The organism is Tsukamurella hominis, from assembly GCF_965137015.1.
Lineage (GTDB): Bacteria > Actinomycetota > Actinomycetes > Mycobacteriales > Mycobacteriaceae > Tsukamurella > Tsukamurella hominis.
The window spans coordinates 200016-215798 of the sequence record NZ_CBCRZG010000006.1; the positions used below are offsets into that span (position 1 = coordinate 200016).

General features: G+C 72.9%; 19 protein-coding genes. 9 read left to right on the forward strand and 10 right to left on the reverse strand.

Annotation, left to right across the window (positions count from 1 at the left end):
• Window positions 1-16 precede the first annotated feature (16 nt).
• Complete coding sequence (locus tag ACM9LD_RS10985) at window positions 17-247, forward strand: hypothetical protein (protein WP_224650021.1); 231 nt, start codon at window positions 17-19, stop codon at window positions 245-247.
• Window positions 240-668, forward strand: coding sequence for a TA system VapC family ribonuclease toxin (locus ACM9LD_RS10990; protein ID WP_415676692.1), 429 nt, complete (start codon window positions 240-242; stop codon window positions 666-668). The genes ACM9LD_RS10985 and ACM9LD_RS10990 overlap by 8 nt, the downstream gene beginning before the upstream one ends.
• Window positions 669-795: 127 nt before the next feature.
• On the opposite strand, the gene ACM9LD_RS10995 is transcribed toward ACM9LD_RS10990, so the two are convergent.
• From ACM9LD_RS10995 to ACM9LD_RS11010, 4 genes are all read right to left on the reverse strand, one after another.
• On the reverse strand, window positions 796-1209 hold the full coding sequence (locus tag ACM9LD_RS10995; protein WP_415676693.1) for a hypothetical protein: 414 nt from the start codon (window positions 1207-1209) through the stop codon (window positions 796-798).
• A gap of 276 nt (window positions 1210-1485) precedes the next feature.
• Window positions 1486-2745 (reverse strand): MFS transporter, encoded by a 1260-nt coding sequence (locus ACM9LD_RS11000; protein WP_415676694.1) that lies wholly within the window; start codon window positions 2743-2745, stop codon window positions 1486-1488.
• A 36-nt stretch (window positions 2746-2781) separates the two neighbouring features.
• Window positions 2782-3063 carry a DUF2537 domain-containing protein gene (locus tag ACM9LD_RS11005; protein ID WP_415676695.1) on the reverse strand — a complete coding sequence of 94 codons (282 nt, stop codon included), beginning with the start codon at window positions 3061-3063 and terminating at the stop codon, window positions 2782-2784.
• Window positions 3060-3866: a TrmH family RNA methyltransferase gene (locus tag ACM9LD_RS11010; protein WP_415676696.1), complete on the reverse strand. Its 807-nt coding sequence runs from the start codon at window positions 3864-3866 to the stop codon at window positions 3060-3062. Before ACM9LD_RS11010 ends, ACM9LD_RS11005 begins: the two co-directional genes overlap by 4 nt.
• Window positions 3867-3890: 24 nt before the next feature.
• Here ACM9LD_RS11010 and ACM9LD_RS11015 point away from each other — a divergent pair, with 24 nt between their 5' ends.
• A complete protein-coding gene (locus ACM9LD_RS11015) occupies window positions 3891-5042 on the forward strand; it encodes a GNAT family N-acetyltransferase (protein ID WP_415676697.1) in 1152 nt (383 codons plus the stop codon).
• A gap of 99 nt (window positions 5043-5141) precedes the next feature.
• Here ACM9LD_RS11015 and ACM9LD_RS11020 read toward each other — a convergent pair whose 3' ends face one another.
• Window positions 5142-5582, reverse strand: coding sequence for a MarR family winged helix-turn-helix transcriptional regulator (locus ACM9LD_RS11020; protein WP_415676698.1), 441 nt, complete (start codon window positions 5580-5582; stop codon window positions 5142-5144).
• A gap of 55 nt (window positions 5583-5637) precedes the next feature.
• On the opposite strand from ACM9LD_RS11020, the gene ACM9LD_RS11025 reads away from it, so the two are divergent.
• A complete protein-coding gene (locus tag ACM9LD_RS11025) occupies window positions 5638-5907 on the forward strand; it encodes a DUF2530 domain-containing protein (protein ID WP_415676699.1) in 270 nt (89 codons plus the stop codon).
• Here ACM9LD_RS11025 and ACM9LD_RS11030 read toward each other — a convergent pair.
• Genes ACM9LD_RS11030 through ACM9LD_RS11040 form a run of 3 tightly spaced genes read right to left on the reverse strand, consistent with a single transcriptional unit; the run spans window position 5846 to window position 9688 of the window.
• Window positions 5846-6442: a phosphatase PAP2 family protein gene (locus ACM9LD_RS11030; protein WP_415676700.1), complete on the reverse strand. Its 597-nt coding sequence runs from the start codon at window positions 6440-6442 to the stop codon at window positions 5846-5848. The genes ACM9LD_RS11025 and ACM9LD_RS11030 overlap by 62 nt on opposite strands.
• Window positions 6436-8958 carry a sacsin N-terminal ATP-binding-like domain-containing protein gene (locus ACM9LD_RS11035; protein WP_415676701.1) on the reverse strand — a complete coding sequence of 841 codons (2523 nt, stop codon included), beginning with the start codon at window positions 8956-8958 and terminating at the stop codon, window positions 6436-6438. The genes ACM9LD_RS11030 and ACM9LD_RS11035 overlap by 7 nt, the downstream gene beginning before the upstream one ends.
• 1 nt (window position 8959) lies before the next feature.
• Window positions 8960-9688 carry a DUF3027 domain-containing protein gene (locus tag ACM9LD_RS11040; RefSeq protein ID WP_415676702.1) on the reverse strand — a complete coding sequence of 243 codons (729 nt, stop codon included), beginning with the start codon at window positions 9686-9688 and terminating at the stop codon, window positions 8960-8962.
• 86 nt (window positions 9689-9774) lie between these two features.
• Between ACM9LD_RS11040 and ACM9LD_RS11045 the strand changes: the two genes are divergently transcribed.
• Window positions 9775-11490: an MFS transporter gene (locus ACM9LD_RS11045; protein ID WP_415676703.1), complete on the forward strand. Its 1716-nt coding sequence runs from the start codon at window positions 9775-9777 to the stop codon at window positions 11488-11490.
• Window positions 11491-11492: 2 nt separating this feature from the next.
• The gene (locus tag ACM9LD_RS11050) at window positions 11493-12023 is read left to right on the forward strand and encodes a DUF2771 family protein (protein ID WP_415676704.1); all 531 of its coding nucleotides are present in this window, start codon (window positions 11493-11495) and stop codon (window positions 12021-12023) included.
• A 14-nt stretch (window positions 12024-12037) separates the two neighbouring features.
• Here the strand turns inward: ACM9LD_RS11050 and ACM9LD_RS11055 are convergent, their stop codons facing one another.
• On the reverse strand, window positions 12038-13426 hold the full coding sequence (locus ACM9LD_RS11055; protein WP_415676705.1) for a DHA2 family efflux MFS transporter permease subunit: 1389 nt from the start codon (window positions 13424-13426) through the stop codon (window positions 12038-12040).
• A 44-nt stretch (window positions 13427-13470) separates the two neighbouring features.
• Here ACM9LD_RS11055 and ACM9LD_RS11060 point away from each other — a divergent pair, with 44 nt between their 5' ends.
• On the forward strand, window positions 13471-14076 hold the full coding sequence (locus ACM9LD_RS11060) for a TetR/AcrR family transcriptional regulator (RefSeq protein WP_415676726.1): 606 nt from the start codon (window positions 13471-13473) through the stop codon (window positions 14074-14076).
• Here ACM9LD_RS11060 and ACM9LD_RS11065 read toward each other — a convergent pair.
• Complete coding sequence (locus tag ACM9LD_RS11065; RefSeq protein ID WP_415676727.1) at window positions 14073-14495, reverse strand: cold-shock protein; 423 nt, start codon at window positions 14493-14495, stop codon at window positions 14073-14075. The genes ACM9LD_RS11060 and ACM9LD_RS11065 overlap by 4 nt on opposite strands.
• Window positions 14496-14574: 79 nt before the next feature.
• Between ACM9LD_RS11065 and ACM9LD_RS11070 the strand changes: the two genes are divergently transcribed.
• Window positions 14575-14796, forward strand: a complete 222-nt coding sequence (locus tag ACM9LD_RS11070) for a hypothetical protein (protein WP_415676706.1) — start codon at window positions 14575-14577, stop codon at window positions 14794-14796.
• Window positions 14793-15782 carry a GTP 3',8-cyclase MoaA gene (gene moaA, locus ACM9LD_RS11075; protein WP_415676707.1) on the forward strand — a complete coding sequence of 330 codons (990 nt, stop codon included), beginning with the start codon at window positions 14793-14795 and terminating at the stop codon, window positions 15780-15782. Before ACM9LD_RS11070 ends, moaA begins: the two co-directional genes overlap by 4 nt.
• Window position 15783 lies beyond the last annotated feature (1 nt).

A 15783-nucleotide genomic window follows, 5' to 3' on the forward strand; every position in this document is an offset into this window, starting at 1 on the left:
CGCGTATCCTGATCTCATGAGGACGACGCTCGACATCAGCCCCCGCGTTCTCGCCGCTGCGCGAGCGCGGGTGAACGCCGGGCTGAACACGAGCATCGGGGATGCAGTGTCGTACTTGGCCACTGTTGGACTCGAAGGCACTGCGACGAGCCCTGAGCCGTCCCGTCGCGGCCTGGTCCTGCTCCCGTCGGCGCCCGACCATGTCATCACCAATGAGATGGTCGAGGACGCGATGCTCGATGACTGAGCTCGAACTTCCGGATGTGAACGTCCTCGTCGCTCTCGTCAGCGCCAATCACGTCCATCACGACACGGCTCGCGGCTGGTTCGAGTCCACCGCACGCTTCGCCACCACACCGATCACCGAGGCCGGGCTCGTCCGGATGGCGCTGAACCGGGCCGTCATGGGGACCGCCGTCACTGCGCAGCAGGCGCTCGCGTCGCTCGCCTCCCTGCGCGCGGACGAACGTGCCGAATTCGTGCCGGACGACTCATCGCTCGCCGGCCCGTCCATCGATCTCGTGGGTCTCGCCGGCCACAAGCAGGTCACCGACCTCCATCTCGTGAACCTCGTAGCGCAACACGCGGCCGTGCTTGTCACCCTCGACACCAAGATCCGGCCCGTTCTCGCACCCGACGACCAGTCCCTCGTCCGCGTCCTCCTCTGAGCCCGGCGCCGCAGCTCCGTCGGTTTCTGATCGCCCCGCAGTCGTCAGGAGTCCGGCTGTGCGGAGCGACGTTCCTTTGCGCGGTGCCTATGCAGAACCTGCATAAGCACGCCGGCCCGGCCCTCGCTCACCCGGCGAGCGCCGTGTCCGCGTTCGAGACTCCGACGAGGAGTGCGACCTCCCTGTCCGCGAGTTCGGCGCCGTTCCGGAAATAGGAGATCGTGCGCGAGACGGAGTCGTTCACCCCGTGGGGCCGGATCTCGTCACGCACGAGGAAGTGGTCCTCGGTCGCGGCGCGGCCGAGCGCTTCGGGCCCCATCCGACTCGCGGGGATGCGCGCGAAGTAGCGGTACGTCTGGCCGTCCGGCGCCGAGTACGACTCCAGCCACGCGATATCGCCCGGGCTCACGTAGGCAGCGAGGCCGGACCATTCGATCGCGGAACGCTTGTCGGCCTCCACCCACAGCGCACGGACGATGCCGGCGACCGCGAGCGCCGCCGCCGCCGCCGCAAGGATATGTACGCGACGCCGTCCCGGCATCGACTTGTTCGGCCTGATGATGTCACCGCCTCGTCGTTGTTCACAGCGACCGCGCCGTAGCCGTCAGTCGGAACCTTGATGCAGGATCACAACATCGAAATAGCCAGATCGCGCATTCAGGGTATCGCCGTCCGCAGCAACCCGGCCGGGCACAACGGCGACGGCAGGCCATCCGCACCCGAGTTGACTGCGGAGCGCTGCATCTCACGCAGGGCACGAGCACAGAGAGGCAACCGAGCAGGCGTTATGCGCGCAGCGCATCGCTGTTCAGCGCGACTACTGCTCCCCGCGCGCAGCGGCCTCCCCGGCCGGCGCTCCCCGCAACGCCTCGGCGGCGGCGGACCGTCGGAGCGCGTAGGCGCCGCACAGGGCGCAGGTGACCGCGGAGATCACGCCGCCCACGAGCAGCGGCGCGGCGGGCGTGGTCACGTCGGCGATGGCGCCGAGCAGCGGCGCGCCCAGGGGCGTGCCGCCGAGGAAGGCGAGCATGTAGATGCCCATCACGCGGCCGCGGTACTCGGGGTCCACGGACAGCTGCATGATGCTCATCGCGGAGGTGGTGAAGGCCATCTGCAGCAGCCCGACGAGCGTCAGCAGCACCGCCACGAGCCAGAACCACGGCGCCAGCCCCGCCAGCACGGACGCCACGCCGAAGGCGCAGCCGCCCACCAGGCAGGTGCGCAGCGAGGCGATGCCCGTCCGCTTCGCCGCAAGCAGCGCGCCGGTGAGCGTGCCGACGGCGAGCAGCGTCGACAGCAGCCCGTAGGCGTCGGCGCCCAGCCCGAAGCCCTGGCGCGCCAGCAGCGACAGCGCCAGCGGGAAGTTGATGCCGAAGGTGGAGACGAAGAAGACCGCGATCATCACCAGCGCCAGCTCGCGGCGCCGCCGCACGTAGGCGAACCCCGCCCGCAGCTGCCCGCGGGCGCGCTCCACCGGCGGCGACGGGAACAGCTCCCCCACCCGCATAGCCAGCAGCGCCGCGACGATGGCGCCCGTGAACACCGCGTTCACCGCGAACACCCAGCCGGTGCCGACGCCGGCGATGAGCAGGCCGGCGATCGCTGGACCCACGATGCGGGCGGCGTTGAACACCATCGAATTCAGGCCGATCGCGTTCGGCAGCAGCTCCGGCCCCACCATCTCGATCGTGAAGGCCTGCCGGAAGGGCCCGGCGATCGCCGTCACGCAGCCGAAGACGAACGCGAGCACGAAGACGTGCCACAGCGCGACCACCCCGGTGAGCGTCAGCACCGCCAGGACCGCCGCACACGCCGCCGCCGCGGTCTGCGTGCACATGAGCACGCGGCGCTTGTCGTAGCGGTCCGCGAGCAGGCCCGCCCAGGCGGAGAGCAACAGCGTGGGCCCGAACTGCAGGGCCATCACCACGCCGAGCACCCAGCCTCGGCCGTGCGCGAGGTCGAGCACCAGCCAGTCCTCGGCGACGCGCTGCATCCACGTGCCCACCAGGCTCACCGATTGGCCGCCCGCCCAGAGCCGGTAGTTCCTCGTTCGCAGGGAAACGAAGACGCTGGGCACTCGTCCGATAGTAGTCCTAAGTTTTCCGCCGGGTTCTCAGACCAGCCCACTGGAGAGGGCCACGACGGCCCCGAGCCAGGCGATCACCATCGCCCCCGCGAAGCCCGCGCAGAACCACCGGGCCACGGGGCGCCGACGGTACGCGGTCAGCACCGGCACGGCGCCCGCCGTCCCGAGCGCCAGCAGGAACAGCCCGAGCCACCTGTTGACCGCCATCACCGCCACGAACAACCCCGACAGCACGCCGCCCGCGAGCAGCGCCACCACCACCGCGACCGCGGTGCCGGTGATCCAGGGCGTGTAGCGGGGGCCGGTCACGTGCGGGCGCGCTCGTACAGGGCCAGCGCCGCCGCGGTGGCGACGTTGAGCGAATCGGTGCCGCGGGACATGGGGATCCGCGCGCGCACGTCCGCCGCGGCCATCGTCTCCGGGTCGAGCCCCGGCCCCTCCGCGCCCACCAGGTACGCCACCCGGGGAGGACCGCCGTGCACGGCCTCCGCCACCGTCGCCTCCCCCGACGGCGTGAGCGCCACCGTCCGGAATCCGTGCTCCGCCAGCACGCCCAATCCCTCTGCCGGCCAGCCGGACGCGGGCAGGTGCGCGAAGGGCACCAGCAGCACGTGGCCCATGGACACCCGCACCGCGCGCCGGTACAGCGGGTCCGAGCAGCGCGGCCCGAAGAGCACCGCGTCGGCACTGAGGCCCGCGCCGTTGCGGAAGATCGAGCCGAGGTTCTCGTGGTCGTTGACGCCCTCGAGGACGACGACGGTGCGCGCACCGTCGAGGAGCTCCCCGGCCTCCAGCGGCGCGGGCCGGCGGGCGGCGGCGAGCACCCCGCGGTTGAGGTGGAAACCCACCACCCGCGCCATGAGGTCGGCGGTCACCAGGTACCGCGGCACGTCGGGCGCCAGGCCCTCCAGCCGCGCCAGCTTGGACTCGACGCCCATGATCGCGTGCGGCACGAACCGCGAGGCCAGCATCCGCTCCACCACGGGCACACCCTCGGCCAGCACCACGCCGCGCGCGAGGTCGGGCCGCTTGTCCGCGGCGGACAGGTCGCGGAAGTCGCTGAGCCGCGGGTCATCCGCGTCGTGAATCGGATAAATCGGTTGCGCCGGCACCCCACCAGCCTAATATCGAACTACGTGATCGAGATCCGTACCGCCACCGAAGCCGACTGGCCCGAGATGTACGCGCAGGACGTACACGCCTTCGGCTCCCCCTTCGAAGCCGAAGCCGCCCCGCTCATCCGGCGCACCCTGGACCTGGACCGGTTCGTCGTGGCCCGCGACACCACCGACGGCGCGCTCGTCGGCGTGGCGGGCTCCTTCGCCCTCACGCTGACGGTGCCCGGTGGCGCGCAGCTCGACGCTCCCGGCGTCACCTGGGTGTCGGTGGCGCCCAGCCACCGCCGCATCGGCGTGCTGCGGAAGATGATGGACGAGTTGCACTCCCGCTATCGGGACGCCGGCAACGCCGTCGCGATCCTCACCGCGAGCGAGGGCACGATCTACGAGCGCTTCGGCTACGGCGTGGCCACGTACATCGACGAGGTGACCATCGCCCGCCGCACCGCGCGGCTGCGCGACCCGCTCCCCGGCCCGCTCCGCACCCGCATCACCGGCGCCGCCGCGGCGCGCGAGGCCGTCGAGGACCTGTACCGCCGCTGGCACGCCGCCACGGCGGGATCCGCGTCGGCGGAACAGTTCTGGGAGCTCTTCCACGCCGACCCGGAGTGGGCGCGCTGGGGCGGCTCGGCCCGCCGGTTCCTGGTGCACCCCGACGGCTACGCGACCTATCGGGTGGACGAGAAGGACCGCGCGGAGATCGAGGACGTCAAGGCGCTCACCGCCGAGGCGGCCGCCGACCTGTGGCAGACCGTGCTCGGGCTCGACACCTTCGACGAGGTGACCGTCGACCTGCCGCCGGACCACCCGCTGCGGGAGATGCTCGTCGACCCGCGCTCGGTCAAGGTCACTGCCCGCAAGGACCGGCTGTGGCTGGCGTTCCTCGACGTGCCCGCGGCACTCGAGGCCCGCACGTACGAGGCCGACGGCGAGCTCGTGCTCGGCGTGGACGGCGCCGCGTACCGGCTCACCGTCTACGGCGGCGTCGCGACGTGCCGCCCGACGGATGAGGCACCGTCGGTCTCCCTGACGGGCCCCACGCTCGCGGGCCTGTACCTCGGCGCTGTGACACCGGACACGATGGCGCGGGCCGGCCGGATCGCGGGCGATTTCGGCGCGCTGTCGGTTTTCCGCACGGACCGGCAGCCGGAACTCGGGACCACGTTCTGAAAGAACGAGGAACCTGACGAATCAATACCGGAAAAGGAACGGCCCTCTCGGAATCAATCCGAGAGGGCCGTTCGATATTCGATGGGAAATCGATGGGATTCAGCTTTGCTTCTCTTCGGCGGCGATGAGGCCGTTGAGAATTCCCACCGCGTCGCCGAGCGTCGCGCGCTGCTCGGGAGAAAGGTCGTCGAGCTTGCCGCGCAGCCATGCCTCGCGCGCGCGGGCCTCGCCCGTGATGATCTGTTCGCCTTCGTCGGAGAGGCTGACGATCACCTGGCGGCCGTCAGTGGGATGCGGGGCGCGCCGGACCAGCCCCAGGTCGGCGAGGGACGCGATGACCCGCGTCATCGACGGCGGCTGCACGCGCTCGCGCGCCGCGAGTTGCCCGGGCGTGAGCGGCCCGTCGTTCGCGAGCGCGTTGAGCGCGGACAGCTGCGTCAAAGAGACGAGCGAATCGCGACGCCGGCCGCGAAGGTGGCGGGCGAACCGCACGGTGGCGAGAGCAAGATCTCCCGCCAGCCGATCGTCATTGTCAGTCACGGCGCTAGAGTACATCTGCTAAGTGCAATTCCGCGCATGAACCCCGGGAGTAACGATGAACCTTCAAGGGAACGAGCCGGGAAACGCCGTCGCGGCGCCCGCACTTCCCCGCGCGGCGACGGAGCCGCGGCCCGTCGTCATCGCCGGGACCGTTGCGTTCGCAGTCGCCCTCGTCATCGCGCTCCTGGCCCGCGAGACCTTCGGCGACGCGTGGATCGTGTGCGCCTCCGGCGTGGGGGTGGGGCTCTTCGGGGCCGCGGTCCTCACCCTGCAGCGGAGGGCGGCCCTGCGCGGCGATCGGGGGGCGCAGCGCGGCCTCGTGTGAGCCGCAGCACAGCCAGCCCGAGCGCGATCACGATCGCGCCGATCGCCCAGCCCGCGAGCACGTCGAGGAGCCAGTGCGCGGCCAGGTACACCCGGCTCAGGCCGATCGCGAACGTTCCGAGCAGCGCGGCTGCGAACGGCCACCGTCGGCCCGTGAGAGCGTGGGCCGCCACGGCGAAGGTCCCGAGGACCACCATCGAGTTGAGCGCGTGCCCGGACGGGAAGCTCTCCGACGAGATCACCACCAGCCGGGGCGGCACGGGCGGCCGCTCCCGCCCGAAGAGATCCTTGAGCACGACCATCAACCCGAGCCCGAACAACTGGGTCAGGCCGCAGTACAGCGCCCATACCCGTTCCCTGCGGCGCACCAGCAGGTAGAGGAACCCGGCGATGCCGATCGCCCACATCGAGGCGGTGTTGCCCACCGTCGTGATCACGCGCATCACCGCGGTCAGCGCGTCGCCGCGGATCGAGAGCATCCAGTCGAGCGCTCCCCGATCGACGGGATTGGGCCATGCGTCGCCGTCGGTCACCACCGTCTCGACTGTACGTGGAGCACGCCGTCCGTCACGACGTACGGGACGCGGCGCTCGGCCCCGCCGACCACGACCACGAGCTCGTCGTGGACGTGCACCTCCGCCGCGTCGGGCAGTTCGCCGAGCGCCTGCGCGAGGGTGACACCGGGATGCGCGCCGCGCGCGAACCGCGCGCCACCACCCAGGATCTCGACCGGCTCGGCGCCTGCGAGGGGCAGGTCCAGCGTGTCGGCGAGGTCCGCGGCCACGTCGAGCCCGCCGAAGACCAGGCCCGACGCGGTGAACCGCGCGTACGGCACGTCGAGCACCGCGGCGTCGTCGGCGTCGAGCACCTCGCCGTCGATGCCCCGGACCCGGGCGGGGAGCTCCGCGAGCCGGTGCCCCGCGATCGCGCGGTGCGCCGCGATCACCACGGCGGGGGTGGGCGTGCGGGCGGGGTCGGCGAGGGCGTCGGCCAGCACCTGCGCGTCGGCGTCGGTCCGCACGGCGTGCAGCAGCGCGGCCCGCAGCCGCGGCGCGGCGGGGTGCGTGCACGGGTCGAGCAGACCGGCGAAGGCCTCGTCGTCGGGCGATCGCAGCCGGCCCAGCTCGGTGCGGGTGTGCAGCCACCAGGCCGTGTAGCCGTCCGGATCGTCCAGCACGCCCGGCAGTTCCGCGAGCAGCGCGTACGCGGGCTCCCAGTGCTCGACGAGGTCCAGGTCCCGGACGGCGACGAGCTCGTCGGGCTCGGCCGGGAGCTGCGCCCACCAGTCCTCCGCGCCGTCGAGCGTCGCGTCGGGCCCGGTCGGGAGCGGCTCTCGGAGCACCCCGAACGACCAGCCGACGCCGATCGCCCGCAGCGCCTGCGCCGGGTACCGCGCCTCGAAATCCGGGTCGACGGTGCCGTACGGGTGGTCCTCGCCCAGCGCCTCCCGCAGCGGCGCGGCCGCGGCGAGGAGTTCGTCCGCGGGGTACAGCGCACCGTCGTCGCCCGGGACGGGGAGCGCGCCGAGCCACGTGGGCCCGACGGTGCCGCCGTCGCCGAGCAGGCCCAGCACGGCCTCGGTGAGCTCGAGGTCCTCGTCGCCGGCGCCCGCCTCCCAGTCGATGCGGCCCACCTCCTCGCGCAACGCGGGATCCCCGAGCAGGTCCGCGGGGCTCAGCCGCCGCGCGCCCGCCCGCTCCAGCAGCGGGTGCGCCGCCGCGGGGTGCACGATCCGGGCCCACGTGACCAGCGCCAGCGCATCGGCGTCGCCCGCCACGAGGCTCGCGCCGCGCGCCCCGGTGACCACGCGGCCGTCGGCGAGCGGGACGGGCAGTGCGCCCAGGTCGTCGGCGGAGAGCCGCGCGGCGTCGAGGGCGGCGTACAGCTCGCCGTACCAGGCCGGATCGCGGTCGCGCGGCGCCGCGTCGGCGAGGTCCGCCGCGGTCAGCTCGCGGGCGCCGAGCGCCACCAGGCGCGCCGCGTCCGGCGCCGACGAGTACTCGGGCGGGACCAGCGGAAGCGCCTCGCACAAAAGAGTATTCAGCTCGGCGGTGAGCCCGGGCAGCACCGCGGCGCGGTCCGGGCGCAGCCGCGCACCGTCGGGCCCGGGGACCCAGGCGTGCCCGCGCAGCTCGTCGTCGATCGCCTCCCGCAGCAGCGCGTCGACGGGGCCCGCGGGCGGCCGGCGCGGCGGCAGCAGCGGCATCGGGTCGGGCTGCGCGGCGACGAAGGCGGCGTAGCCGCGGGCGGCGAGCGCGACGTCCGCGTCGGGGTGCAGGCGGCGCCGGTCGGGCGTGGTCGGCAGGTCGGCGATGACCCGCACGGGCAGGGTCAGGGGCTCGTCGGTGCGGGTGGGCGCATGCAGGTACCGCGCGTCCGCGCCGATCACCCAGCGCGCGTGCGGGCCGTGCCCGACGACGAGATCGGGGGCCGCGAACCGCTCCTCGCCGACGGTGACCGCCGCGAGCGCGGGCAGGTCGAGCAGCAGATCCGCGGCCTGGTCCGCGAACTCGGCGAGCAGCGCGGGGTCGGCGCCGACGAGCACGACCTCGGTCGCGAAACCCGCGCGCGGCGGCGTGTCGACGGGGTACGGCAGGCGCATCGCGGCGACGTCGTCCAGCCCGGCGTCCGCGCGGGAACGCTCGGCGGAGAAGGCGATACCACCTTCGGCCGAGCGGATCTCGACCTCGTCGGTCACCGTCAGAACGGCGGCGAAGCCGACCCCGAACCGGCCGACGGAGGCACCGTCGGACTTGGGCGAGACGCGCAGCGCGGCGAGGGAGGCGACCCCGGACTTCGACAGCGGCGCGCCGGTGTTGGCGACGTGCACCCCGTCGGCCTCGGCCCAGGCGGCGAGTTCGCCGGGGATCCCGGCGGCGGTGGCGGCGTCGGCGGCGTTCTGCGCCAGCTCGACGGCGACGCGGTCGCGGTAGCCGACGGTGACCAGGTCCCGTTCGGCGGCGAGATCCTCGGCGGCGCGGGTGGGTGAATCGCGCCAGGCGGCGAGGGTCGCGCGGCGCAGCGCGGCGGTACCGAACGGATCGGCGGCCATGTCAGGCCTGCTCGGCGGGGACCTTCTCGACGGCGCCGTCGTCGTAGGGCTCGTACGCGGGGCTCCCCTGGCCCGACGGTGCCGTGACCGAGGAGTGCGCGCCGCAGCCGTAGTGCGCGTGCACAACGTGGCCGTCGGCCGAGTACTCGTTGCCGCAGGCGCCGAAGGCCGCACCCAGGGCGCCGGCCAGCGGGAGGAAGAAGGCGCAATCGCCGCAGTGGTAGCGGGTGGCGCGGGCCATCTCCGACTCCGGGCCGAAGTCGCCGGCCAGCCACCGCTCAGCGGCGTCGATCCGGCCGAACCGCGACATCACGCGCTCGAGGTTCACGCCGATCTCGCCCGCCACCTCGTCGACGGCCGGGTCGCCGGAGAGGGTGTGGCCGGGCTCGATGCGGGCGTCGTTCTCGCGGGGCGGCAGCACGTCGCCGGGGGCCAGGTCGCCCGCGCGGATGCGCTCCTCCCACGGCACCCACTCGGGCGCGGTGAGGGAACCGGGGCCCGGCAGCAGCGCCGTCTCGGACACCGTGAGCTCGCCGCCGGGGGTGGCGGCGATCACGGCGCACCACTGCCAGCCGCGGTACGCGGGCAGGTCGGCCTCGAAGTAATGGGCCACCGCGAACTCGTCCTCGACCACCGTGGCGACGTGCGCGCCCACCCGGGCGCCCTCGTCGGCCTCCAGTACGGCGCGCGCGAGGTCGACCGCGGCACCTGACTGCAATGCGGAACTCACCCGTCCGATTGTGCCGGATGCCGGAGGCGCAGGTGCAGGCGGGCGGCACACGCCCCTGCGGACGGCACCGTCGCGGATGCGGAACAATGGTCCGTGTGAGCGGTCATCCGGGGCAGCAGCAGTACCCCCCCGACGAGCCCCGGCGCCGTCCGGGGCCGACGCCGCACGCCCACAGCGGGCAGTCCGTGCGGCAGGGGGCGGGCGGTGAAACCCGCCCGCAGTACACCTCCAACCACCACCTCCCCCCGCTCGAGGACACCCCGTCGGCCTCCGACCGGCGCGCGGCGGAGGAGGAGCAGCGGCGGATGCCGCGCAAGATCACCGTCACCCGGGTGGCGGCCATGCGCAGCCGCGAGATCACCGAGGCCGGGATCGCCAAATGGCACCAGGCCACCAAGGCCGACGGTGCCGACAAGTCCGGCCTGACCGCGCTCACCTACCCGGTGATCCTCAACAACGCCGTGGATGCCGCGATGATGGTCGCGCTGGCGAACACCCTGTTCTTCGCGGCGGCGCAGGCCGAGTCGAAGTCCAAGGTCGCGCTGTACCTGCTGGTGAACATCGCGCCCTTCGCGATCATCGCGCCGTTCATGGGGCCGTTGCTGGACCGCATCCAGCACGGGCGCCGGGTGGCGCTGGCCGCGTCCTTCGGGATCCGCGTCGCGCTGGCGGTGCTGCTCATCACGAACTGCGAGTACGACCCGATAGCCAACACCGTCAACTTCGATCCGTGGGTGCTCTATCCCTGCGCTCTCGCGATGATGGTGATGAGTAAATCGTTCTCGGTGCTCAAATCCGCGGTGGTCCCGCGGGTGCTGCCCCCGTCGATCGATCTGGCCCGGGTGAACTCGCGTCTTACGCTGTTCGGGCTGGTCGTGGGCTCGGGCCTGGGCGGCGCGATCGCCACGGGCGCCGAGTTCGGGCTCAGCCGGATGCTGCACATCCCCGGCGGCATGTACGCGCTCATGGTGTTCGCCGTGCTCGGCGCGGTGCTGTGCATGCGCATCCCGAAGCGGGTCGAGAGCACCGCGGGCGAGGTGCCGACGACGCTGTCCTACACCGGCGCGATGGCCCGCGACGCGGAGCGCGCGCAGGCGGACCGGGGGCGGACTGATCGCGGGCAGGATGCGGAGAGCGGGCGCACGAAACTCGGCGCGGCGTTCAAGAACCTGCGGGTGCCGCTCGGCCGGAGCGTGGTCACCGGGCTGTGGGGCAACACCACCATCCGCGTGCTCACCGGCTTCCTCACGCTCTACATCGCCTTCTACAGCAAGGCCCAGCAGGCGGCGGGCGGCTCCGCCACCGAGTCCCTGCTCATGATCGGCGCGGTCGGCGCCGCCGCCGGCATCGGCAACTTCATCGGCAACGGCATCGGCGCCCGACTGCAGCTGCCGCGGCCCGCGCGCATCGTCGTGCAGGCAACGGTCGCGGCCACCGTCGGCGCGATCGTCGCGGCGGTCTTCGGCAACCTCGTCGTCATCGCCGCCGTGACCTTCGTCGCATCCGGGGTCTCGGCGCTCGGCAAGGTCTCGCTCGACGCGTCCATCCAGGACGACCTGCCCGACGAGTCCCGCGCCTCCGCCTTCGGCCGGTCCGAGACGGCGCTGCAGCTCGGCTGGGTCGGCGGCGCCGCGCTCGGCGTGCTGCTGCCGCCCACGCTGTGGATCGGCTTCGCGACCGTCGCCGCGATCATGGTCGTCGGCACCGTGCAGACGGTGCTCACCTACCGCGGCGGCTCGCTGATCCCGAACTTCGGCGGCAAGCGGCCGGAACACGTCCCACCCACGATGAACGGTGTCTGAAGATGATCAAGCCCAGCCCGAAGCTCCTCCTCGCCGGCGCGGTGTTCGTCGTCGCAGCGGCGGTGCTGTTCGCCTTCACCATCGTCGCCGGGCTCGAGAAGCGGGAGGAGCCGAAGCCCCGGCCCACGCTGCAGGCCACCGTCGGGGACCGCCTGCTCAACGTCGCGCCGATGCAGTTCTGCACCAACGTCCAGGCGTCGGCGTGCGACACCGCGCAGCGCCCCGTGAAGCTGCCGGTGGAGTTCGGCCAGGCGATCGTCATCTCGCTGCCCGAGTACATCACCGAGCGCCCCTGGTTCCTCACGGTGCAGCGCTACGACGCGAAGCGCGGCCAGGCGAAGCTCGACACCATCACCCACGTCGATCCCGCCGAGGCGACGCTCGTGCTCAAGTCGACCGAGGACCTGTGGGTCGCGGCCGTCGAGATCAACGTCCCGTCGCAGTACCAGGACGCGTCGGGCAACCTCATCGCGCAGGCCGTCTGGGGCATCGACACGACGCCCAAGGACTTCGCGCTCGTCCAGAAGCCGTGACCGACCACTGAGCCTCACCCGGTCCGGTCCGCCCGCCCCGGCAGGCGGAGTGCGGGGACGACGCCGAGCGCGGTGACCGCCGCCATCACCCAGAACGCCGGGTGCAGCGCGGCCTCGGCGGGGCCGTCGGCGAGACCCGCGTGCAGGACGACCGCCACCGCCGCGACGCCGATCGCGCCGCCGAGCTGCTGCGCGCCGCGGGTGAACATCGAGGCGTGCGGGAACTGATCGCGCGAGAGCCCGGTGTACGCCGCCGACAGGATCGGGACGAGCACCGCGCCGAGTCCCAGCCCGCGCACGAACAGCACGAGCGCGAGCACGACCGGGTTCGTGCCGGCCGTGACGAAGGCGAAGGGCACCGTCGCGGCCGCCATCAGCGCGAGCGCCGAGACGGCCACCGGACGCGGACCGAAGCGGTCCACCAGCCCGCCGACGAAGAACCGCGGCACGAACGCCCCGACGGCCTGGGGCGCGAGGAGCAGCGCCGTCGCGAGCGCGCCGTCGCCGCGGACCGTCTGCCAGTACAGCGGCAACAGGAACATCGTTCCCATGAGCGCGCCACCCGCGACGAGGCTCGCCAGCGTCGACTCGGCAACGGTCGGGACGCGCAGCAGTCGCACGCGCACGAGGGCGCGGTCGCCGATGCGCCCTGCATGCACGCCGAACGCTGCGATCAGCGCCGCCCCCGACGCCACGACCACCAGAAGAACGCCCGACGTGCGGCCCTCCGCCAGCTCCGCGAGCCCGTAGAAGGTGAGGACGATCCCCGGTGCGAGCAGCGCCAGACCGGTGCGGTCCAGCGGCGGGACGGACCCGCCCGGCGCATCGTCCGGCAGTACCCGCAGCGCCGCCACGACGGCGAGCACGCACAGCGGGACGTTGATCGCGAACATCCAGCGCCAGTCCGCCCAGTGCAGCAACGCGCCGCCCACGACGGGGCCGATCAAGGGCCCGAGCGCGATGGGCACGCCGAGCGCGGCGGTGACCCGCGCGACCGAACCGCCGCCGGCCGCGCGCACGGCGATCGTCTGCATGTTCGTCATCAGCACGCCGGCGGCGGCGCCCTGCAGCGTGCGGAAGACGATGAGGCTCAAAGGACTCCAACTCGCGGCGCACAGCGCGGAGCCGACGGCGAAGACGACGAGCGCCGCCACCCACAGGCGGCGGCCCCCGAGGCGGGCGTCGAGCCAGCCGCACAGCGGGATCGTGACGACGAGCGCGAGCAGATAGGAGGTGCTCACCCACTGGATGGTGGCGATGTCGGTACGCAGGTCGATCACCAGCGTGTGCACCGCGATGGTCAGCATCGTCGTGTCCAGGATCGGGGCGAAGGCGCCGAGGACGAGGGTGGCGATGAGCGCGCGCATCGAGCGCGTCGAGGTCGCCGCATTAGATACAGTCACGTATCTAATGTGCGCCACGTTGATAAGATACGCAAGTGGACTCAATGCCGGATGCGCCGCGCACCCGCCGCCGCGGCGCGGCGCTCGAAGAGGCGATCCTGGACGCGGCGTGGGACCAACTCGCCGACGGCGGCTACGGCGACTTCACCCTGGAGGCCGTCGCCGCGCGCGCCGGGACGTCGCGCTCGGTGCTGTACCGCCGCTGGCCCGGGCGGGTCGAGCTCCTGCGCGCCGCGGTGACCCACCGCGGCGGCCCGCCCGTGGCGGACCCGCCCGACACCGGCACCCTGCGCGGCGATGCGATCGCGCTCCTGCGCGCGATGTCGGAACACCGCGTGGAGCTGATGATCCTGCTGCAGACACGCCTCGGCGACTTCTTCGCCGAGTCCGGGGACTCCCCCGCGGACCTGCGGGAACTCATGGTCGGGCCGCGTGCGGGGTCCATGCAGGAGGCCGTCACCCGGGCGATCGGGCGCGGCGAGGTCGACCCGGCACGGGTCACCGACCGGATCGTGCGCCTCCCCGCCGACCTCGTGCGACACCAGATGGCGATGACACTACGCCCCGTGCCGCCCGAGGACATCGCCGAGATCGTGGACGAGTGCTTCCTGCCGCTACTGGCCCCCCGCGCGGCGGGAGCGGAAAGCTAGGAGTCCAGCTCCCGAGCGATCTCGCGGAGCACCTTGGCGATCTGCTCGGAGGCCTTGCGGTCCGGATAGCGCCCCTTGCGCAGCTCGGGCTGCACGCCCACGTCGAGCAGCTGGATCATGTCCTCGATCAGCACGTTCAGGTCCTCGGCAGGTCGACGGTTTGCCGCCGGCCGGCGGCCGCGCTGGGCAGCCGCGCCGCCGCGGGAGACGCTGGGGGCGGGCTCGAGCACGGTCACCGTCAGCGCCTGCGGGCCGCGACGTCCCGCGGCCATGCTGAACTCGACGCGCTGGCCCTGCTTGAGCCCGTCGGTACCGTCGGGCAGCGCGGAGGAACGGACGTACACGTCCTCCCCGCCCTCCTGGGAGAGGAAGCCGAAACCCTTGTCCGTGTCGTACCACTTGACCTTGCCGGTAGGCACCGTCATCACCCGCTCTGCACTAAGAACAACAAAACGCGCCCCGCGAACGGCGGGACGCACTGGGACTAGTCTAGAGGGCATGGGCAAGTTCGTTTCCGTCGCCGTCTCCGCCGCGATCGCACTGTTCGCGATCGGGCTGATCGCGATCGCGGCCCTCTTCCTCACGCCGCTCCTCTCGGACGGAACCACCGCCCCCACCTGGGTGTACGCGCTGACGCCGCTCGCGCCCGTCGGTTTCCTCGTCGGCGTGATCGCGGTGGTCCTCGGCGGTCGGGCCGGAGACGGCGAGCCCCGGCCATGAGGCCGCTGGTCGACCGCTACGGGCGCGTCGCACGCGACCTACGGGTCTCCCTCACCGACCGGTGCAACCTGCGGTGCACCTACTGCATGCCCGCCGAGGGCCTCCCCTGGCTCGCCAACGACCACGTGCTGACGGGGCCGGAGATCGACCGGCTCATCACCATCGGCGTCCGCGACCTCGGAATCACGGAGATCCGATTCACCGGCGGCGAGCCGTTGCTGCGCGCCGACCTCGACCGCATCGTCGCGCACGCCGCGGCGCTGGAGCCGCGGCCCGAGCTCTCGCTGACCACGAACGGGCTGTCGCTGGCCCGGCACGCGGCCAAGCTCGCCGGCGCGGGCCTGGACCGCGTGAACGTCTCCCTCGACACCGTCGACCGGGAGGAGTACGCGAAGGTCACCCGCCGCGACCGCCTCGACGACGCCCTGGCCGGTCTGCGCGCCGCCGCCGACGCCGGCCTCACCCCGGTGAAGGTCAACGCCGTCCTCGGCCCCGGGCGGCTCGACGACGCGCGCCCCCTGCTGCGGCTCTCCCTCGACGCGGGCTACGAACTGCGGATCATCGAGCACATGCCGCTCGACGCCGACCACACGTGGGACCGGAACACCATGATCACGGCCGAGCACATCCTGGCCGAGCTGCGCCGCGAGTTCACCCTCACGCCCGACGGGGAGCCGCGCGGCAGCGCCCCCGCCGAGCGCTTCCTGGTCGACGGTGGCCCGGCGACGGTCGGCGTCATCGCCTCGGTCACGCGGCCGTTCTGCGGGGACTGCGACCGCGTGCGCCTGACGGCGGACGGCCAGATCCGCACGTGCCTGTTCGCCGCCGACGAGACCGACCTCAAACCCCTGCTCCGCGGCGGCGCGTCGGACACCGAGATCGCCGACGCGTGGCTCGCCGCGATGCTCGGCAAGCAGGCCGGTCACGGCATCGACGATCCGTCCTTCCTGCAGCCCGCCCGCCCCATGAGCGCGATCGGGGGCTGAC